At 57.8% G+C, this 17,490-nt stretch carries 18 protein-coding genes and 1 tRNA gene; 5 read left to right on the top strand and 14 right to left on the bottom strand.

What is annotated here, in order from left to right:
* Positions 1-578: 578 nt before the first annotated feature.
* The 6 genes from GTU67_RS11240 to cysS form a co-directional block, all read right to left on the bottom strand.
* Positions 579-671 (bottom strand) — tRNA-Ser (locus GTU67_RS11240).
* Positions 672-731: 60 nt separating this feature from the next.
* Complete coding sequence (locus GTU67_RS11235) at positions 732-1,994, bottom strand: aspartate kinase (protein ID WP_185780152.1); 1,263 nt, start codon at positions 1,992-1,994, stop codon at positions 732-734.
* Between the two features lie 113 nt (positions 1,995-2,107).
* Positions 2,108-3,157: a tRNA lysidine(34) synthetase TilS gene (gene tilS, locus GTU67_RS11230; protein WP_185780151.1), complete on the bottom strand. Its 1,050-nt coding sequence runs from the start codon at positions 3,155-3,157 to the stop codon at positions 2,108-2,110.
* A gap of 11 nt (positions 3,158-3,168) precedes the next feature.
* Positions 3,169-4,131 carry an acetyl-CoA carboxylase carboxyltransferase subunit alpha gene (locus GTU67_RS11225; RefSeq protein WP_185780150.1) on the bottom strand — a complete coding sequence of 321 codons (963 nt, stop codon included), beginning with the start codon at positions 4,129-4,131 and terminating at the stop codon, positions 3,169-3,171.
* 40 nt (positions 4,132-4,171) lie between these two features.
* Positions 4,172-4,804, bottom strand: coding sequence for a DNA-3-methyladenine glycosylase family protein (locus tag GTU67_RS11220; protein WP_185780149.1), 633 nt, complete (start codon positions 4,802-4,804; stop codon positions 4,172-4,174).
* A gap of 9 nt (positions 4,805-4,813) precedes the next feature.
* The gene (cysS, locus tag GTU67_RS11215) at positions 4,814-6,259 is read right to left on the bottom strand and encodes a cysteine--tRNA ligase (protein ID WP_185780148.1); all 1,446 of its coding nucleotides are present in this window, start codon (positions 6,257-6,259) and stop codon (positions 4,814-4,816) included.
* Between the two features lie 96 nt (positions 6,260-6,355).
* Between cysS and GTU67_RS11210 the strand changes: the two genes are divergently transcribed.
* From GTU67_RS11210 to GTU67_RS11200, 3 genes are all read left to right on the top strand, one after another.
* Entirely contained in the window at positions 6,356-7,015 is a 660-nt protein-coding gene (locus GTU67_RS11210; protein WP_346727018.1) for a tetratricopeptide repeat protein, read from the top strand.
* 149 nt (positions 7,016-7,164) lie between these two features.
* Complete coding sequence (locus GTU67_RS11205) at positions 7,165-7,674, top strand: peptidylprolyl isomerase (protein ID WP_185780147.1); 510 nt, start codon at positions 7,165-7,167, stop codon at positions 7,672-7,674.
* Positions 7,667-8,434 (top strand): UDP-2,3-diacylglucosamine diphosphatase, encoded by a 768-nt coding sequence (locus GTU67_RS11200; RefSeq protein WP_185780146.1) that lies wholly within the window; start codon positions 7,667-7,669, stop codon positions 8,432-8,434. Before GTU67_RS11205 ends, GTU67_RS11200 begins: the two co-directional genes overlap by 8 nt.
* A gap of 26 nt (positions 8,435-8,460) precedes the next feature.
* Here the strand turns inward: GTU67_RS11200 and GTU67_RS11195 are convergent, their stop codons facing one another.
* The 3 genes from GTU67_RS11195 to GTU67_RS11185 all read right to left on the bottom strand — a co-directional run bounded on the left by GTU67_RS11195 (position 8,461) and on the right by GTU67_RS11185 (position 11,893).
* A complete protein-coding gene (locus GTU67_RS11195; RefSeq protein ID WP_185780145.1) occupies positions 8,461-9,390 on the bottom strand; it encodes an undecaprenyl-diphosphate phosphatase in 930 nt (309 codons plus the stop codon).
* Positions 9,387-10,988 (bottom strand): TerC family protein, encoded by a 1,602-nt coding sequence (locus tag GTU67_RS11190; protein WP_185780144.1) that lies wholly within the window; start codon positions 10,986-10,988, stop codon positions 9,387-9,389. Before GTU67_RS11190 ends, GTU67_RS11195 begins: the two co-directional genes overlap by 4 nt.
* A 119-nt stretch (positions 10,989-11,107) precedes the next feature.
* On the bottom strand, positions 11,108-11,893 hold the full coding sequence (locus GTU67_RS11185) for an inositol monophosphatase family protein (protein ID WP_185780143.1): 786 nt from the start codon (positions 11,891-11,893) through the stop codon (positions 11,108-11,110).
* Between the two features lie 81 nt (positions 11,894-11,974).
* Here GTU67_RS11185 and GTU67_RS11180 point away from each other — a divergent pair, with 81 nt between their 5' ends.
* Positions 11,975-12,772, top strand: coding sequence for an RNA methyltransferase (locus GTU67_RS11180; RefSeq protein WP_185780142.1), 798 nt, complete (start codon positions 11,975-11,977; stop codon positions 12,770-12,772).
* A 96-nt stretch (positions 12,773-12,868) separates the two neighbouring features.
* Here GTU67_RS11180 and GTU67_RS11175 read toward each other — a convergent pair whose 3' ends face one another.
* Complete coding sequence (locus tag GTU67_RS11175) at positions 12,869-13,690, bottom strand: mechanosensitive ion channel family protein (RefSeq protein WP_185780141.1); 822 nt, start codon at positions 13,688-13,690, stop codon at positions 12,869-12,871.
* A 184-nt stretch (positions 13,691-13,874) separates the two neighbouring features.
* On the opposite strand from GTU67_RS11175, the gene GTU67_RS11170 reads away from it, so the two are divergent.
* Positions 13,875-14,048 (top strand): hypothetical protein, encoded by a 174-nt coding sequence (locus tag GTU67_RS11170; protein ID WP_185780140.1) that lies wholly within the window; start codon positions 13,875-13,877, stop codon positions 14,046-14,048.
* Positions 14,049-14,063: 15 nt separating this feature from the next.
* On the opposite strand, the gene GTU67_RS11165 is transcribed toward GTU67_RS11170, so the two are convergent.
* Genes GTU67_RS11165 through GTU67_RS11150 form a run of 4 tightly spaced genes read right to left on the bottom strand, consistent with a single transcriptional unit; the run spans position 14,064 to position 17,410 of the window.
* Positions 14,064-14,780: an ABC transporter ATP-binding protein gene (locus GTU67_RS11165; protein ID WP_185780139.1), complete on the bottom strand. Its 717-nt coding sequence runs from the start codon at positions 14,778-14,780 to the stop codon at positions 14,064-14,066.
* Complete coding sequence (locus GTU67_RS11160; protein ID WP_185780138.1) at positions 14,770-15,534, bottom strand: ABC transporter ATP-binding protein; 765 nt, start codon at positions 15,532-15,534, stop codon at positions 14,770-14,772. The genes GTU67_RS11165 and GTU67_RS11160 overlap by 11 nt, the downstream gene beginning before the upstream one ends.
* Complete coding sequence (locus tag GTU67_RS11155) at positions 15,531-16,547, bottom strand: branched-chain amino acid ABC transporter permease (protein ID WP_185780137.1); 1,017 nt, start codon at positions 16,545-16,547, stop codon at positions 15,531-15,533. Before GTU67_RS11155 ends, GTU67_RS11160 begins: the two co-directional genes overlap by 4 nt.
* Positions 16,544-17,410 carry a branched-chain amino acid ABC transporter permease gene (locus GTU67_RS11150; protein WP_185780136.1) on the bottom strand — a complete coding sequence of 289 codons (867 nt, stop codon included), beginning with the start codon at positions 17,408-17,410 and terminating at the stop codon, positions 16,544-16,546. The genes GTU67_RS11155 and GTU67_RS11150 overlap by 4 nt, the downstream gene beginning before the upstream one ends.
* Between the last annotated feature and the right edge of the window lie 80 nt (positions 17,411-17,490).

Genomic DNA, 17,490 nt, shown 5'->3' with positions numbered 1-17,490 from the left:
CCGTGCGTATGGGTTTAGGAATTTTGAAAATTACCGCATGCGGGTCTTGGCCCAGTGCGGTTGGAACGGTGTGATTAACCGTGTCTAGTGAATGCGTATCCCCCGATAATGGGGAAGAGCCGAGGTGCTTTTCAGGGTCTGGGGCCACAAGGCTTTGAGCATGCCGACGTTTGGTGTCTGCGCGGCGACTCAAGGGTGCGACTGTCTGAGCGAGTCGTTTTCGACCAGCCGGGGGCTGGTCGATCTCGCGAGTTTCGCGCCCGCGCCGCGCAGACACCAAACGTCGGGAAGCCCCGAAGGGGCCATGCGATGCCTTGCGGACCCAGACCTTGAAAAGCGCCGGCATCGAACAAAAACTGCGACCCAGTGCGGTTGGAACGGTGTGATTAACCGTGTCTAGTGAGTGCGTATCCCCCGATAATGGGGAAGAGCCGGAATTTTGAAAATTACCGCATGCGAGTCTTGGCTCAATGCGGTTGGAACGGTGTGATCAACCGTGTCTGATGAATGCTCATCCCCCGTTAATGGGGAAGAGCCACAAAAAAGCCCCTGATAAACAGGGGCTTTTTTGTTTGTACTGGCGGAGATGGAGGGATTCGAACCCTCGATACGGGTATAAGCCGTATGCTCCCTTAGCAGGGGAGTACCTTCAACCACTCGGCCACATCTCCGAATTAAGCTCAGCATTCTAGCATAAGAACGCCGGGCTTTGGGCCGAAAACGGCAGTTTCTTACAGGCTGCCGCCTTCTTGATCGAGACCGAAGGCCTTGTGCAATGCACGTACCGCCAGCTCCATGTACTTGTCGCTAATAACAACCGACGTTTTGATCTCGCTGGTGGAAATCATCTGGATGTTGATGCCCTCTTCGCTGAGCGTACGGAACATTAAACTGGCCACGCCAACATGGCTGCGCATGCCGATACCCACGACCGATACCTTGCATACCTTGTCGTCGGAGCGGATCTCGCGGGCGCCAACGGCCGGGCCAATCTGCTGCTCGAGCACTTCGAGGGCGCGGGGGAAGTCGGCGCGGTTAACAGTGAACGAGAAGTCGGTGGTGCCTTCGACAGACTGGTTCTGCAGAATGACGTCGACGTTGATGTTGGCGGCGGCAATAGGGCCCAGAATTGAATAGGCCACGCCCGGCTTGTCGGGAACCGCCAGCAGAGTAAGTTTGGCTTCATCGCGGCTGAAGGCAATGCCCGAAACAACGGCTGCTTCCATTTTCTGGTCTTCCTCGAAAGTAATTAAAGTGCCCGAAGTCATTTCTTCTTCGAGCGACATCAGGGGGTCGGTAAGCGACGACAATACACGGATGGGAATACGATATTTGCCGGCGAATTCTACCGAGCGAATTTGAAGCACTTTGGACCCGAGCGAGGCCATTTCGAGCATTTCTTCGAAAGAAACCACCGAAAGGCGGCGAGCTTCGGGAACGACGCGCGGATCGGTGGTGTAAACACCATCGACGTCAGTGTAAATAAGGCATTCTTGGGCGCCAATAGCGGCGGCAATAGCGACAGCCGAGGTATCGGACCCGCCACGACCCAGTGTCGTGATGTGGCCTTCGTCGTCGATACCCTGGAAACCGGTTACCACGACCACACGGCCGTCGGCCAGATCGGCCTTGATGCGGGCATCGTCGATAGACGTAATGCGCGCCTTGGTGTAGGCAGAGTCGGTTTTAACCGGCACTTGCCAACCCGTATAGCTGCGTGCGGCAACACCTTGCTCCATCAGGGCAATGGCCAACAGCGCACTGCTGGCCTGTTCGCCCGTGGCGGCCAGCATATCGAGCTCGCGCTCGTTGGGACGCGGGGAAATGTCTTTGGCCAACCCAAGCAAGCGGTTGGTTTCGCCTGACATGGCCGAAGGAACAACCACCACCTGGTGGCCAGCGGCGTGCCATTTTGCGACGCGACGTGCGACATTTTGAATGCGCTCGACCGAGCCCATTGAAGTGCCACCGTATTTGTGAACAATCAGGGACATCTTTTACTCTGCAAAAAGGACAACTGCCTGCAAATACAGACAGACAAAACGCAACATTTTAACATTAAAGGGTTATTTTGCCGACCCGGGTCAACGCATCGCCGCACCGGCATTTAGTCAGACAAACCTGCGGACGGATCGTGTTTGTCGCGGTCGACTCGCCGGCCGGCCACCAAAACCCGCCCCTTGTGGCACACAATATCAACGGCGCCATGCCCTACCCGCATTGCCCGGTCGAAGCCCAAAGCATGCAACTGACGCATTTGCCGCATCAGGTTGTGTAGCCGCGCATCGGTTGGCATGGCCAGCCCCTGCTGCCCCAGCCAATAACGCAACACCAGCGCCTGACGCGCCTCTGACAGCAGGCGCCAACCGGCCAAAGAAAAGCTCTGGTCATCAGCATCAAAATCAAGTGACCCCAAATCGGCGGCCGCGACCTCGTCGAGCACTTGCGCGGCTTGCGCCGACTGCCGGGCATGACGCGCAAGCCGGTCGCGCCAGCCAGGCCAACGTGCATCAAGCGTCGGCGCAAGTCGCTCGCGCACGGCGGCACGCGTGTAGCGATCTTGAGTGTTAGTCGGGTCGGTGACGTACTGCCACCCGGTTTGTGCAGCATAAATATTGGCAGCATCGACGATCTGGGCGCGGTCCACGTCAAGCCAGGGCCGAACATACTCGATTCCGTCGCGCTCGACGTGTGGCGACATGGCCGCCAGCCCGACGGGCCCCGCGCCGCGCAGAAGCCGCAACAGCACTGTTTCAGCCTGATCATGAAGGTGATGACCCAACAAGATATGACGCACACCCGCCACGCTAGCCATGTCATGCAGCGCCTTATAACGGGCATCACGTGCAGCAGCCTCGATACCGTAACCTGCTGTTTCACTGACCGTCACGCGCATGCTATGGCAAGGCACCGCTAATTGATGCGCCAGGTCGTGCACCCGATGCAACCATTCGTCGGCCGATGCCTGCAGGCCATGATGCACATGAAACAGATGAACGACCAACCCATGCCCGGCGGCATAGTGTGCCGCCGCTACCGCCAGCATGGCCGAATCGGCGCCGCCACTGACGGCTACCCCGAGGCTGCGGGGCTGCGGCGATAACGCCGTTATCGCCAGCCGGACTTTTTGAATCAGGGCGTCGGGGCCCGGGAACATACGGCCGCGTGTTAACGGGCTTCTTGGAAGCGGCCGTACGACATAAGACGCTGCAAGCGATGTTCGAGCATTTGCTCGGTCGTCATGTTGGCCACCTGGCGATAAGCGTCGGCCAGCGCACGGCTAAGCTGGTTAGCCATTGTTTTGGGGTCGCGATGCGCTCCGCCCACGGGTTCGTTGACAACCCGGTCGATCAGGCCAAGCTCTTTAAGGCGTGGTGCCGTAATTGCCAAGGCTTCGGCAGCCACCGGCGCCTTATCGGCGCTACGCCACAAAATTGATGCGCAACCCTCGGGCGAAATGACGGCGTAAGTGGCATATTGCAACATCATGACGACATCGCCCACGGCAATGGCCAAGGCCCCGCCGGAGCCGCCCTCGCCAATAATGGTGGAGATGATGGGCACTTTGAGCTCGGCCATGGCGTAAAGATTATGGCCAATGGCTTCAGACTGGCCGCGCTCTTCGGCGCCAATACCCGGGTAGGCGCCGGGGGTATCGACAAAGGTGAACACAGGCAAGCGGAATTTTTCGGCCAAACGCATTAATCGCAGCGCCTTGCGGTAGCCCTCGGGGCGCGGCATGCCAAAGTTGCGCATCGAACGCTCTTTGGTGTCGCGGCCTTTTTGATGGCCAATAACCATACACGGCGTGCCGTTAAAGCGCGCCAGCCCGCCCACAATAGACTGATCGTCTGCGTACATGCGGTCGCCATGCAATTCGTGAAAATCGGTGAAGATCTCACGAACATAATCGAAGGTGTAGGGCCGCTGGGGGTGGCGTGCCACCAGTGCGGTTTGCCAGGGCGTGAGCTTGGCGTAAATATTCTTGGCCAGCGTCTGGCTTTTTTGCTGCAAACGGCTGACCTCGTCGGAGATATCGACGGCTGAGTCGGACTGCATGTAGCGCAGTTGCTCGATTTTTTGCTCGAGCTCGGCCAGGGGCTGTTCAAATTCCAGGAAAGTATTACGCATAAGAGCTTGAATTCCAGATAGGGATCATACGACTTTAGTTTTACTTGGCGACAGACGCAAGGCTGCGCCACAAGTACCACGTCGCGACGGTTCGCCACGGTGCCCAGGCCTGGGCGACTTCGCGCGCTTCAAAGCGCGAAACGGGCTCACCGCTGAAATAGTGTAACGAAATTGCCTTGATAAGACCGGCGTCGTCAAGCGGGAGGACGTCGGGGCGCTGCAAATTAAAGATAAGAAACATTTCGGCCGTCCAGCGGCCAATGCCGCGAATGGCGCATAAATCGGTGATGACAGCTTCGTCATCCATGGCTGCCCAGGCGGCAGGCTTGACCTTTTTTTCGGCAAAATGCGCCGCCAGGTCTGAAATGTATTCGGACTTGCGCTTGGACAACCCCAGCTCGCGCAACGCGTCGAGGTCGAGCTGCACAACGGCGGCCGGCGTGGGCCGCTTTCCGCATTTTTCGGTAAAGCGCAGCCATACTGCATCGGCCGCCTTGGTAGAAATTTGCTGGCCGATGATGGCGCGGGCCAAGGTCATGAACGGTGGCGACGGCGCCTGCAAAAACTGCTCTTTATGCTGGGGAATCAGCTTCTTGAGAATACGATCACGTCGCATCAGATGCGCAGCGGCTTCGTCCCAGTAATCGGGCTTGACAATGGCAGTCGTGGTCATGGCCGCCCCTTACACCCGACGCCACTGCGTGCCGCCGGGCTTGTCTTCAAGCTCGATGCCCGCCTGACGCAACTGTTCGCGGATGGCATCGGCCTGCGCGAACTGCTTTTGCTTTTTGGCCTCGGCACGGGCCTGGATAAGGCCCTCGATGGCGTTGGCATCGAGCGACTCGGCAACCTGGCCGGCGCCGGTAAACCGGCTGGGCGATTGCAAATAAATAGCCGGGTCGGTTTGCAACAAGCCCAGAACAGCGCCCAGGGCCTGCAAGAGGCCCGACGTTTGGGCCGAGCCACTGCGATTGGCCTCGTTGGCCAGCTCGAACAGCACCGCCACCGCCCCCGACGTGTTGAAGTCGTCATCCATCGCGTCGCGAAACGCTTTGGCCGCAGGCTGGGCCCAGTCGATATGCACCGGCGCGGCCGGTACGTTATGCAGCGTTTGGTATAGGCGATCGAGCGCGCTTTGGGCATCGCGCAGATTGTCGGGCGTGTAGTTTTGAATGCTGCGATAGTGATTGCGAACGATGAAGAAGCGCAGCATTTCGGCCTCGCGCGCATTGACATCGTAATTGGCGCTGCTGGGTGACAGTGATGTGCCCACCCCGACCGTTTCGCGGATTGTGCGGAAATTGCCCAGCGACTTGGACATTTTGTCGCTATCGACCATCAGCGGACCGCAATGCATCCAGACATTGGCCAGTTGCCCGCCAAAAGCGCCCTCGGTCTGGGCGATTTCGTTTTCGTGGTGCGGGAATTTAAGGTCGGGCCCGCCACCGTGAATGTCGAGCGGTAGCCCCAGCAGGGATTTGCTCATGGCCGAGCATTCGATATGCCAACCCGGGCGACCCAAACCGTAAGGCGACTCCCACTTCGACTCCGGGGGCTCGTCGGCCTTGGCCGATTTCCAGAGCACGAAATCGAGTGGATCGCGCTTGCCCGAGTCCACGGCGACGCGCTCGCCGGCACGCAGGTCGTCGAGCGACTTGCCCGACAGTTTGCCGTAACCCGGGAAGCTGCGCACCGCGTAATTGACGTCGCCGTTGTCGGCCTGATAGGCCAGCCCGTTTTCTTCGAGGCGGCCGATGATGTGGAGCATGTCGCCAACATGTGACGTGGCGCGTGGCTCGGCATCGGGCGACTGCACGCCCAGCGCACGTTCGTCGGCGTGCATGGCCTGAATATAAAAGTCGGTGACTTCGCCCAAACGGCGGCCGGTTTCGACGGCACGACGAATGATTTTGTCGTCGATATCGGTAATGTTGCGCACGTACGTGACCTTGTACCCGCTGGCACGCAACCAGCGCTGAACCACGTCGAAACTGACCAACATGCGGGCGTGCCCGAGGTGGCAGAAATCGTAGACCGTCATACCGCAAACGTACATACGCACGTGACCGGGTTCGGTCGGTTCGAGGGGCACTTTGCCGCGAGAAAGGGTGTTATAAATGTGCAGCATTCGCTAGAAAAACTTGTTTGACGTGAAGCAAGGCTAAAATGGCGGTCGATAAGTATAGCAATTCAAACCCAACTCCACCCCAATAGGTAATCGCCGGTGTTTCAAAATTCTCGTCGCTTTCTGCCCGCTCTGGTTCTGGTTGCATGTGGCGGGCTGCATGCGCCAGCCGCATTGGCGCAGTCGGCTTCTGTTAACGGCCCGCTGTTCAACGACCCACCTCCGGCCGAAGAAGGCTGGCAAGGGCTGGCTAACGTACTTGACGCGTTAACCCCCAGTGTCGACACATCCATACCCCTGACGCCGTCTGATATTACCAACCGCATTGCACAAATGCTGAACGACGGTCGCCACCAGGAAGCGCTTGAAGTTATTGAAAAACGCCAGGCGCAACGCGAGGCCAGCGGCGAAATCGGGCAAGACGTGCAACTGATGTTTTTGCGGGCACGGGCGCTGGCCGCCAACGGCAAAACCAACGAAGCGGTTGAAGCCTACCTGGCCATGACCACCGATTACCCCGAACTGCCCGAACCCTGGAACAACCTGGCATCGTTGTACATTAAACAGCAAAAAACCGACATGGCCTACGATGCCCTGAATATGGCGCTTCGGGCCAACCCCAATTACACCACGGCCAAAGCCAACCTGGCCCAGGTGCACCTGCTTAAAGCCTACGCCCTTTACCGCGAAGCCGAAAGCGCAGGCATGCGCGCTGCTGCCGCCCGGGCCCAGGCCGTTCAGTCCATTCTTCAACGTTAACCACCATGAGCTTCTTTGCCACCAGAATTTTCGGGGCACGTCTGCTTCGCAGACATGTCCTGGGGCTTGCCTGTGCTGCACTGGTCGCCTTGCCCGCCATCAGCGCCGGCCCTGCCATCGCTTCATCAACTTCGTCACAAGGATCATCCATGAGCGCAAACCCAAAAGTCAAAATGCAAACCAACTTCGGTGACATGATCATCGAACTGAATGCCGAAAAAGCCCCTAAAACCGTTGAGAACTTCGTGGCCTACGTTAACGACGGTTTCTTTGACGGCACCATTTTCCACCGCGTCATCAACAACTTCATGATCCAGGGCGGCGGTTTCGAAGCCGGCATGAAGCAAAAAGAAACCCGCGCTCCCATCGAAAACGAAGCCAACAACGGCCTGCGCAACGATCGCTACACCCTGGCCATGGCGCGCACCAGCGACCCGCACTCGGCTACCGCACAGTTTTTCATCAACGTTGCCGACAACGACTTCCTTAACCACACTGCGCCTACCAGCAATGGCTGGGGCTATGCGGTATTTGGCCAGGTTATCGAAGGCACCGACGTCGTCGACAAGATCAAAGTCGTGAAAACCGGCAGCAAAGGCTTTCACCAAGACGTACCCACCGAAGACGTTGTCATCGAAAAAGCCACGGTTGTTGAATAAGCTCGACCTGCCCGGCAAGATTTGGCTGGCCTCAGACATCCATCTGGGGCCCGATTCGCCAGAAACTTCCCGGGCGTTTTTGACGTTTTTATCGCAAGCCCGGCAGCATGCGTCGGCGCTGCTGCTGGGTGGTGATATTTTTAACGTCTGGGTAGGTGACGACCTGGCCGACACCCCGCCCCCCTGGCTTGCCCCGTTGCTCAACGCGCTGGCCGCCACGGGCCGCGAGACTCCGCTTTATGTGTGCCGCGGCAACCGCGATTTTTTAATCGGGCCGGCGCTGTGCAAACGTATCGGGGCCACGCTGCTGGCCGACCAAACCCTGCTGGCCACCGACGCCGGCCCCGTACTCTTTAGCCACGGCGACGAATACTGCACCGACGACCTGTCTTATCAGCGTTTCAGGGCTTGGGTACGCCGCCCCTGGGTGCAACGCATATTTTTAGCCTTTAGCCTTAAACGACGCCTGAATTGGGCCGGCTATGCCCGCCAGCGCAGTATGCAGGCCAATGCCTGGAAGCCATCGGACATTATGGATGTGAACCCGGAGGCCGTATTACGGGCATTTGATGCGACCCACGTCGACACCATGGTGCATGGTCACACGCATCGCGCCGCCATACACCACCTGACGACCAAGGGCCGCGCCCTAACCCGCGCCGTAATGCCCGATTGGGACTATGAAAGCCCGGAAAAGCGTGGCGGCTGGCTGGAAATAAGCGCCGAAGGCCTGCACCTGCGCAACCTGACCGCAACCTAAACAGGGGCAAGACACGCCGCCACAAACTAGCGCAGCATTAGCCACGCCAAAACAACCAGACCCAGGCCAATGCGATACCAGGCAAAGGGCCGGTAAGTGTGCCGCGACACCCACATGAGCACCGCCTTGACCAATACCAGCGCACTGAAGAACGCCGCGACAAAGCCAATGACAATGCCCCAGGTTTGCTCGCCCGTCAGTACCGCCCCGTGTTTGTACAGGTCGTACACCGTGGCGGCCAGCATGGTGGGCATGGCCAGAAAAAACGAGAACTCGGTTGCGGTTTTACGTTGCACACCGGCCAGCATGGCGCCAATAATGGTGGCCCCAGAGCGGGACGTACCCGGAATCATGGCCAGGCATTGGGCAAAACCCACCGCCAGCGCCTGCTTCCAGGTGATGTCTTCGAGGGCAAACGTGACCGGCTGCCCCAAGCCCCGGGCTTGCGCCTGTACCGGAAGCCCGGCAGCCTGAGAAGACGACGATGACGGGCCCGCGGCATGGTTAGTAGCAGCCTCTTCGCCTGCTGCACCCTGCTTGGCCATATGCGGCTTGCGCTCGACCCACAACATGATGACCCCACCCAACACCAGCGTGACCACAAAAATTCCCGGGTGGTGGAACATCATTTTGATGTACTGAATGGTAAGTGCGCCAATGACGGCAGCCGGCAAAAACGCAATGATAAGGTTACGCGTGAAAGCGACCTCGGTGGGCTGACCGTGCAATGTGCCCCGAACCAATTGCCAGAGCCGGTGACGAAAAATCCAGATGACCGCAAGAATTGACCCGAACTGGATAACGACCTCGTAGACTTTGTTGCTACCGGAGTCGAAATTGATCCATTCGCCAATCAGCAACAAGTGTGCCGTACTGGACACCGGAATAAATTCGGTAAAGCCTTCGATGACGCCCAGAAAAAAAGCCTTGAACAAATACAACGTGCTTTCGGTCATGCAGAACCTTCTTGAATAGTTTCGTCATCTGGGTTGGCGGGGACGCGCTCGACTTCGACACTGGCGATGCGACGGCCTTCAAGGCGAACCACCTTGAACGTAAACGTTGCATGGGGCTGCACCAGTTCGCAAGTGTCGCCGGGCGACGGCAGTTGCCCGAAGCGCCCCAGTAAATAACCGGCCAAGGTCGAATAGCCTTCTTCTTCGTCGACCAGGCCCGTAGTGTTCAGCACCTGTTCAAGGTGATGAACGTCGGCAGCGCCGTCGACACGCCAGCGGTTATCCCCGGCCTCGACAATGTCGGGGGTCTCGTCTTCGTCGGGGAACTCGCCCGCAATCGCTTCAAAGACGTCGATCGGCGTCACGACCCCTTCGATGGTGCCGAATTCGTCGGTGACCAGTACCAGTTGCCCGCGCGAGCGCTTAAGGGTTTCCATAAGACGCAGTACGCCAATGGATTCGTGCACGATGAGCGGATCGCGCAGACGGGACAGTTTGATATGCCCATGCGTGAGCACGTCGGCAAGCATCTCTTTGGCTCGTCCAATACCAATGACATCGTCAAGCGAGCCCCGGCACACCGGGAAGAAGCTGTGCGGCGTTTTCATGAGCTGCTTCTGGATGTCTTCGGCGGCATCGTCAAGATTGATCCAGGACACATCGTTGCGCGGCGTCATGATGGAGTGAATGGTGCGATCGGCCAGCGTAAGCACGCCGCTGACCATATTGCGCTCTTCTTCGCCAAAAACCGGTTGCGAGGGGGACTGCCGCTGAGCGACCTCGGGCTCTTCAGGCCCAACTAATGGCTGCTTGCCCAACATACGCAAAATCCCCTCGGCGGTGCGTTCGCGCATGGGTCGGCGCAGCTCGACCTTTTGCATATTGCGTCGGGCCAGCTGGTTAAGGCTTTCGATAATGACCGAAAAGCCAATGGCCGCATACAAATACCCTTTGGGCACCGCAAAGCCGAACCCTTCGGCCACCAAAGAGAAACCGATGGTTAACAAAAACCCCAGACACAGCACAACCACCGTAGGGTGCGCGTTGACAAACCGTGTAAGCGGCTTGGAGGCAAACAGCATCACACCCATGGCGATCACTACGGCAACCATCATGACGGACAACTGCTCGACCATACCGACAGCCGTAATAACGGCATCGATAGAGAAGACCGCGTCGAGAATAATGATTTGCGTAACGATCAGGCCGAAACTGGCGTGCAGCCGCGCGCCCGACGCATGCTGCGCACGCCCCTCGATGCGTTCGTGCAGTTCGAGTGTGCCTTTAAGCAGCAAAAAGAAGCCGCCCACAATGAGGATGAGATCGCGCCCTGAAAAGACAAACGGCCCCAGAAACAAAATGGGCGTCGTCAGCTTTATGAGCCACGACATGATGGTGAGCAGGCCCAGGCGCATGACCAGCGCCAGCGACAACCCCATCACCCGGGCACGGTCGCGCAGCTTTGGGGGCAGCTTTTCGACCAGAATGGCGATAAAAATAAGGTTGTCGATGCCCAGAACGATTTCGAGCACGACCAGGGTCAGCAACCCGACCCACGCTGCCGGGTGTGATATCCAATCGAAAGAAAAGGCTTCCATTAGCGCCCCCCCTGCCCTGGCCTGACGCTGAACCGGTCAAGGCTGTCTGCATAAAAGGTGCGGGCGAACCCGCCCGTACTGCCGTCTGTTGGTGAGGTCATGGCTAATGAATGGGGCGTTCAGGACTGCAAGCTGGCCAGCATGTGGGTAAAGACTTTGGGCGTGCCGGCAATGACGCTGCCGGTTTCAAACCAGGTTTGCTCGCCCTGGAAGTCGGAAATAAGACCACCAGCCTCGAGGACCAGCAGCCCGCCGGCAGCGAGATCCCAACGCTTGAGGTTAACGCCGCAAAAGCCATCGAGACGGCCGCAAGCTACGTAAGCCAGGTCGAGTACCGAAGCCCCCATGCGCCGCACGCTGGCGCACCCGGTGAGCATGCCGGAAAACTTTGAGTTGGGCGACACACCACCGCCCGAGTCAGGCACATAGGCGCTAAGCATGGCATCGTGAAAGCGCGCCATACCCGATACGCGCACGCGGCGGTCATTAAGGAAGGCCCCGCCGCCGCGGCTGGCAGTGAAGAGCTCGTTGCGCGCCGGGTCGTAGATAACGCCGTGCACAACCTGCCCCCGATGCGCCAGAGCAATGGAAACGGCATAGACCGGGAACCCGTGAATAAAGTTGGTTGTGCCGTCGAGCGGATCGATGATCCATTGGTATTCGGGCGCAGCTTGCCCCTCGGGCACCGGTTGCTCGCCGGACTCTTCGCCTAGAAAGCCATGGTCAGGGTACGCCGTTTTAAGGATGTCGATAATGGCGGCCTCGACGCTTTGGTCGACTTCCGTGACATAATCGCTGGGCCCCTTGCGCGCCACCTGCAAGCGTTCGAGGTCGAGGCTTGCCCGGTTGATCATGGAGCCGGCGCGGCGTGCCGCCTTGATGGCGGTATTGAGCATGGGGTGCATAAGTATCCGTAAATAACAAAAACTGAAACAGGCTGATTATAGTTAACCGCCTATTTTAGTTGATAGACGCTATTCCCCGAAATGACAGACTTATTTAACCGTGCACGCTTTATCATGGTGCACCCCAGCCACCCCGGAAACGTCGGCGCAGCGGCACGTGCCATCAAAACCATGGGGTTTCGCGAACTTTGCCTGGTTGCCCCGCGTTTTGAAAACGTGGCCGAACTACCCGAAGCCCAGGCACTGGCCAGCGGCGCCACCGACGTGCTGGCCTCTGTGCGGGTTGTCGACACACTGGCGCAGGCCCTGGCACCCATTACCCTGGCCTTTGCCATGACCGCACGCGAGCGGGTGCTGGGGCCGCCCGTCTGCGATATTCGCGAAGCGGCAACACTGAGTCGCCAACACCTGCTTGAACACAACGAAGGCCACGTCGCCGTGGTGTTGGGCACCGAGCGGTCGGGGTTGACCAACGAAGACATTGCACAATGCCAGCGCATTTGTCATATACCGGCCAACCCGGAATACAGCTCGTTGAATGTTGCCCAGGCGCTGCAACTGGCCGCCTGGGAGTTACGTTATGCACTGGGCAACCTTGACGGGAAAGCGGCTACGCCGGCCGCCGGCAGCGCCGAAGTCTCGTCGTCAGACGAAGGTAACGCCCTGGCATCCAATGAAAAAGTGCAGGCGTTTTTGGCGCACTGGCAAGAAGCACTGGTCGACATCCAGTTTTTAAACCTGGCCTACCCGAAAAAACTGATTCCGCGCATGCAGCATCTGTTTACCCGCAGCGCCCTGACCAATGACGAAATCGACATGATGCGCGGCGTGTGTACAGCCATGATCAAGGCCGCCAAAGGCCAGCTTCGCAAAGACTGAAACAAATGACCACATTGGCCGCGTGAGCACGCTGGCCGATGCGGCCATACCATGTCACGTGGCAACATCACGCCCACACAAAGCGCAAATTACGTTTTAGGCGCCCACATGCACCGGGCGCGATGGCGGCAGCTCGACACCCGCCGCCTTCAGCACGCGTTGCGCCTGCCGGTTCATATCGTTTTGCAGGTCGAACCAATTAGCTGCGGCAGCCCACGCGCGCACCGTTACCAGCATGGCGTTATCGCGGTAGCCAGACACCATGACCAATGGTTCGGGGTCTTTCAATGCCAGCTCGTGGGTATCCACCATAGCGCGTAATTCGGCCAGAGCAAGGTCAATGTCCTCGCCGTACGGCACCAGTACCTGAATTTCGGCGCGCCGGGTATCGTGACGACTGAAGTTTAGAATGGGGCTACCCCAGATGAGGCTGTTGGGCAGCGTAATGTACGTGCCGTCAAATTGCTTGAAGCGTGTCAGGAACAAGCCCACCTCGTCGACGGTGCCGTCGGCCTTGCCCACCACAGACACCGATTCGCCCGCACGCAAGGGCCGCAAGGCCAGCAACATAATGCCTGCAGCAATGTTTTGGAGCGTACCCTGAAGCGCCAGACCGATGGCCAGACCCGCCGCACCCAGCACCGCAATGATGCTGGCCGTTTGTACGCCCAGACGCGCCAGCACAGCCACCAGCACAATGACGCGAATTGACCAGACCGTCACCGAATGCGCCATGGGAACAATAGTGGGGTCAATGCGCGTCGAACGCGTTGCTACGCGACGCACCAGCCGGCCTACCCAGTTCGAGACCACCCAGCCCACCACCAGAACAACGAGCGCTACGACCAGATCGAACGCAATGGCGTTAAAGCCGCTAACGGCCCATTCGAAAAACTTGCTTAGATCAGATTCAGACATGCCTACCTTTTAAAGTTGCTAAAAAAATGGTTGATCACACGAGTTATCCACGTCAATTGTGGACAAACGCATTGATAACTTGGTAATAGGTGAAAATTCACCTAAAGGATCAAGATGTTATATAAAACGTGTGAATTTCATCCATGTTAACAGGCAGTTATCCACTAAAAATGTGGACAACTGCATGGACAAGCTTTTAATTACATCAAATTATCATTACATAACAATGGCCTGCAAGTCGGGTGACAATATTGACCATATTGTGTCGGAAATGAAAAAACCCTGTGCTCCGGATGCACCGGAACACAGGGTTGCACATTGCCAGGCTAAACGCGCAGAACGCAGCGCGCCGCCCTAAGCCAGGATATAAGTGTCAGGCCACCGCCACCAGGCGATCGAGCTTGTCGCCGTCGGCCAGTAGCTCTTGGCTGCTGGACTGGTGCACGATTTGGCCACGATCGAGCACAATGGCCCGGTCGGTCAGGCCAAGCGCCATACGGGCGTGTTGCTCGACCACGATCACGGTCATGCCGCTTTCTTCGACCAGACGGCGGATAACCCCCAGAAGCTCTTGCACAATAATGGGTGCCAGACCTTCCATGGGCTCGTCGAGCAACAGCATTTTGGGGTTGAGCATGAGTGCACGCGCAATAGCCACCATTTGCTGCTCACCACCCGACAACTGGTTACCCATGTTGTTACGGCGCTCTTCAAGACGCGGGAACAGATTGTAGACCTTCTTGACGTCCCACTCGCCGGGGCGAGCCACCACCGTCAGGTGTTCTTCGACGGTAAGTGACGGGTACATATGACGCTCTTGCGGCACCCAGCCCATACCCTCTTGGGCGCGGCGAAAAGTAGGCATACGAGTAACGTCTGCACCTTGCCAGCGCACCGAACCGCCATGCATTTGCGTCAGGCCCAGCATGGTCAGCAACAACGTCGACTTACCAACCCCGTTGCGGCCCAGCAACGCCAGCGTGTCGCCTTCATTCAGCGTGAACGAGATGTCTTCAAGAACGACAGACTCGCCATAGCCTGCCCGAACGTTATCGAGCGCGAGCATCTCTTTGCCACCATTACTCTTCATGTTCTGCCTCCCCCAGATAGACTTCTTTGACGCGCTTGTCGTTTGCGATTTCGTCGGGTGTGCCTTCGGTAAGCACTTTACCGCCCACCAGCACTGTAATGCGTTCGGCAAACCGGAACACAAGGCTCATGTCGTGCTCGATGAACAGAATGGTGACGTCGCGCGGCAGCTGGGAAATGACTTCGAAGAGCTCCTGGCTTTCGGCCGAGGGAATACCTGCTGCAGGTTCGTCGAGAAGCAATACTTTAGGCTTGGTTGCCAGCGCCAGGGCAATTTCGACCAGACGCTGCTTGCCGTAAGGCAGGTTACGTGTGCGCGTGTTGGCCTCTTGGGCCAGGCGCAGCGTTTGCAACAACGCCATGGCCTCTTCGATAAGCGCGGTTTGCTTCTCGACGGTTTTATACCACTGGCCCGACATGCCCTCGCGCTCGCTGATCGCCAAAACGACCGATTCGAGCACGGTTAAGCCGGCAAACAAGGTATTGATCTGGAACGTCCGCGTCATGCCCAGCTTGACCCGCTCGTGTTGGGGCAAATTGGTGATGTCGCGGTCGCCAAAAAACACCTTGCCGCTGGTGGCCTTAAGCGCCCCCGTGAGCATGTTGATGTAGGTGGTTTTACCCGCACCGTTGGGCCCGATAAGCGCGTGACGCGCCCCGGGCTTGAATTCGAGGGTGACGTCGCTGTTAGCTTTGAAGGTACCCCAGATTTTGGTCAGGCCTTCAGTGCGCAATGTTGTATTTTGCTGGCTCATGAACGCCCCCCTGCCAAACGCTCGCGCCGGCGCTCGAAAATGGCTTCGATAGTACCCAGGATACCGCCACGGCCAACCATAACAATAACGATAAGCAATAAACCTAACCAGAACTGCCAGTACACCGGATTAATGTCTGAAATATAGTGATGTGCAAACATGAAAACTACCGCACCGATGAGTGCGCCGTACAAACGACCTGTACCGCCTAACACCAGCACGATCATCAGGTCGGCCGAGCGGATAAAGCCAAGGGCGTCGAGACTGACAAACTGTGTGGTTTGCGCCAGCAAGGCACCGGCCACACCGGCCATGGCCGCACTGACGGTATACACCGCAACCAGACGACGCTCGACGTTAACACCGATAGCCGGCATACGCTTGGTGCCTTCACGAATACCGATAAGGCTCAGGCCAAATGTTGAACTGACTATACGACGCGCCAGCAAGAACATAAGAAACAAAACGACAAAGCTATAAAAGAAGCCCGTTTTGCCGTACAGGTCGATTTCGAACATGCCAAAGATAGGCCATGTTTCGATACCCCATAGGCCGTCGGCCCCGCCGGTAAAGTCGGTGGCCTTATTGGCAACTTCGTAGAGCATCAGACCTATACCCAGAGTAACCATCAGTTGGGTAAGCTCGTGTCCTCGCACCACCAGGAAACTGGTCAGATAGCCCAGAATAGCCGCGAACGATGCGGCAATAAGCATGGCACTGATAGGTTCGCCCCAACCGTAACGAGCAGACAACAAGCCCGACGTGTAGGCGCCCAGCCCGAAGAATGCGGCATGACCCAGCGACACAATGCCTGCGTAACCGACGATCAGGTCAAGCGACAAGGCAAACAGCGCCAGAATCATCATCTGACTAACCAGTACCAGATGGTTGGGAAACAGAAAATACGCCACGAAAGGCAGTACCCAGAACAGATACTCAAGCTTGTGCCAGCGATCGTTGGGTACCCGCGGCGCGGGAAGATTGTCGATGATAGAGAAGGACTTCAAGTTCATGCGCGCCTCGAGATAAGCCCGGATGGGAAGAGAAGGAGCAAGACAACCATCATGCCGTAAATGACGAAGGCGCCGATTTCGGGCACGTAGTACTTGCCGGCCACGTCGAAGATACCCAGCAAGATGGCTGCAACCAGGGGCCCTTTGATGGTACCGGCGCCACCCACCGCAACCACGATAAGGAAGTACACCATGTACTTGAGCGGAAAGGTCGGGTCGAGACCAAGGACGTCGATACCCAAACCACCGCCCAGGCCGGCCATGCCGGAACCCAGCGCAAAGGTAAGGCTGAACACGCGATTGACGTTGATGCCCAGACCGGCAGAAGCCTGCTGGTTATCGACCGACGCGCGGATCATGGCGCCAAAGCGGGTTTGCTCGATGATGAGGCCCAGCGCAATGGTGACCAGTACAACCACCGCAATCAGGAAGAGACGATAAATGCCCAGACCAATACCGAAGACGGTAATTTGCCCTTTCAGGAACTCGGGCAAGAAGACCGGTTGCTGAGTTGGCCCCCAGACAAAAGTTGCTGCTGCAATAACCATGAATACCAGGCCGATGGAAAAGAGCACCTGGTCTAGTGCGCTGGCTTGATACAGGCGCTGATACAAGGTGCGCTCGAGCACGAAACCAACCGCGGCCGCTGCGATAAAAGCAATTGGCAGCGTTGCCAGAAACGGCACGCCCATGCGGTTCATCAACTCGACGCACACATAGCCACCGAGCATGGCAAATGCCCCGTGTGCCAGGTTGACGAAGTTCATGAGGCCCATAGTGATGGACAACCCCACACTGATCAGAAACAGCAGAGCCCCAAAGGCAATACCGTCAAACAAGACGCCCACCAAATTACTTAGCATGGCGGCCTCCGAAACAAACGTACAGCGGGCAGCCCAATGCCACCCTTCAAGACGTGAGGCATGAGAGAGATCCTCCGGTT

The sequence above is a fragment of the Pusillimonas minor genome (genome assembly GCF_014237865.1).
GTDB lineage: Bacteria > Pseudomonadota > Gammaproteobacteria > Burkholderiales > Burkholderiaceae_B > Neopusillimonas > Neopusillimonas minor.
Note: the sequence above shows the minus strand (reverse complement) of the source record. Positions and strands in the feature narration are given on the sequence as shown.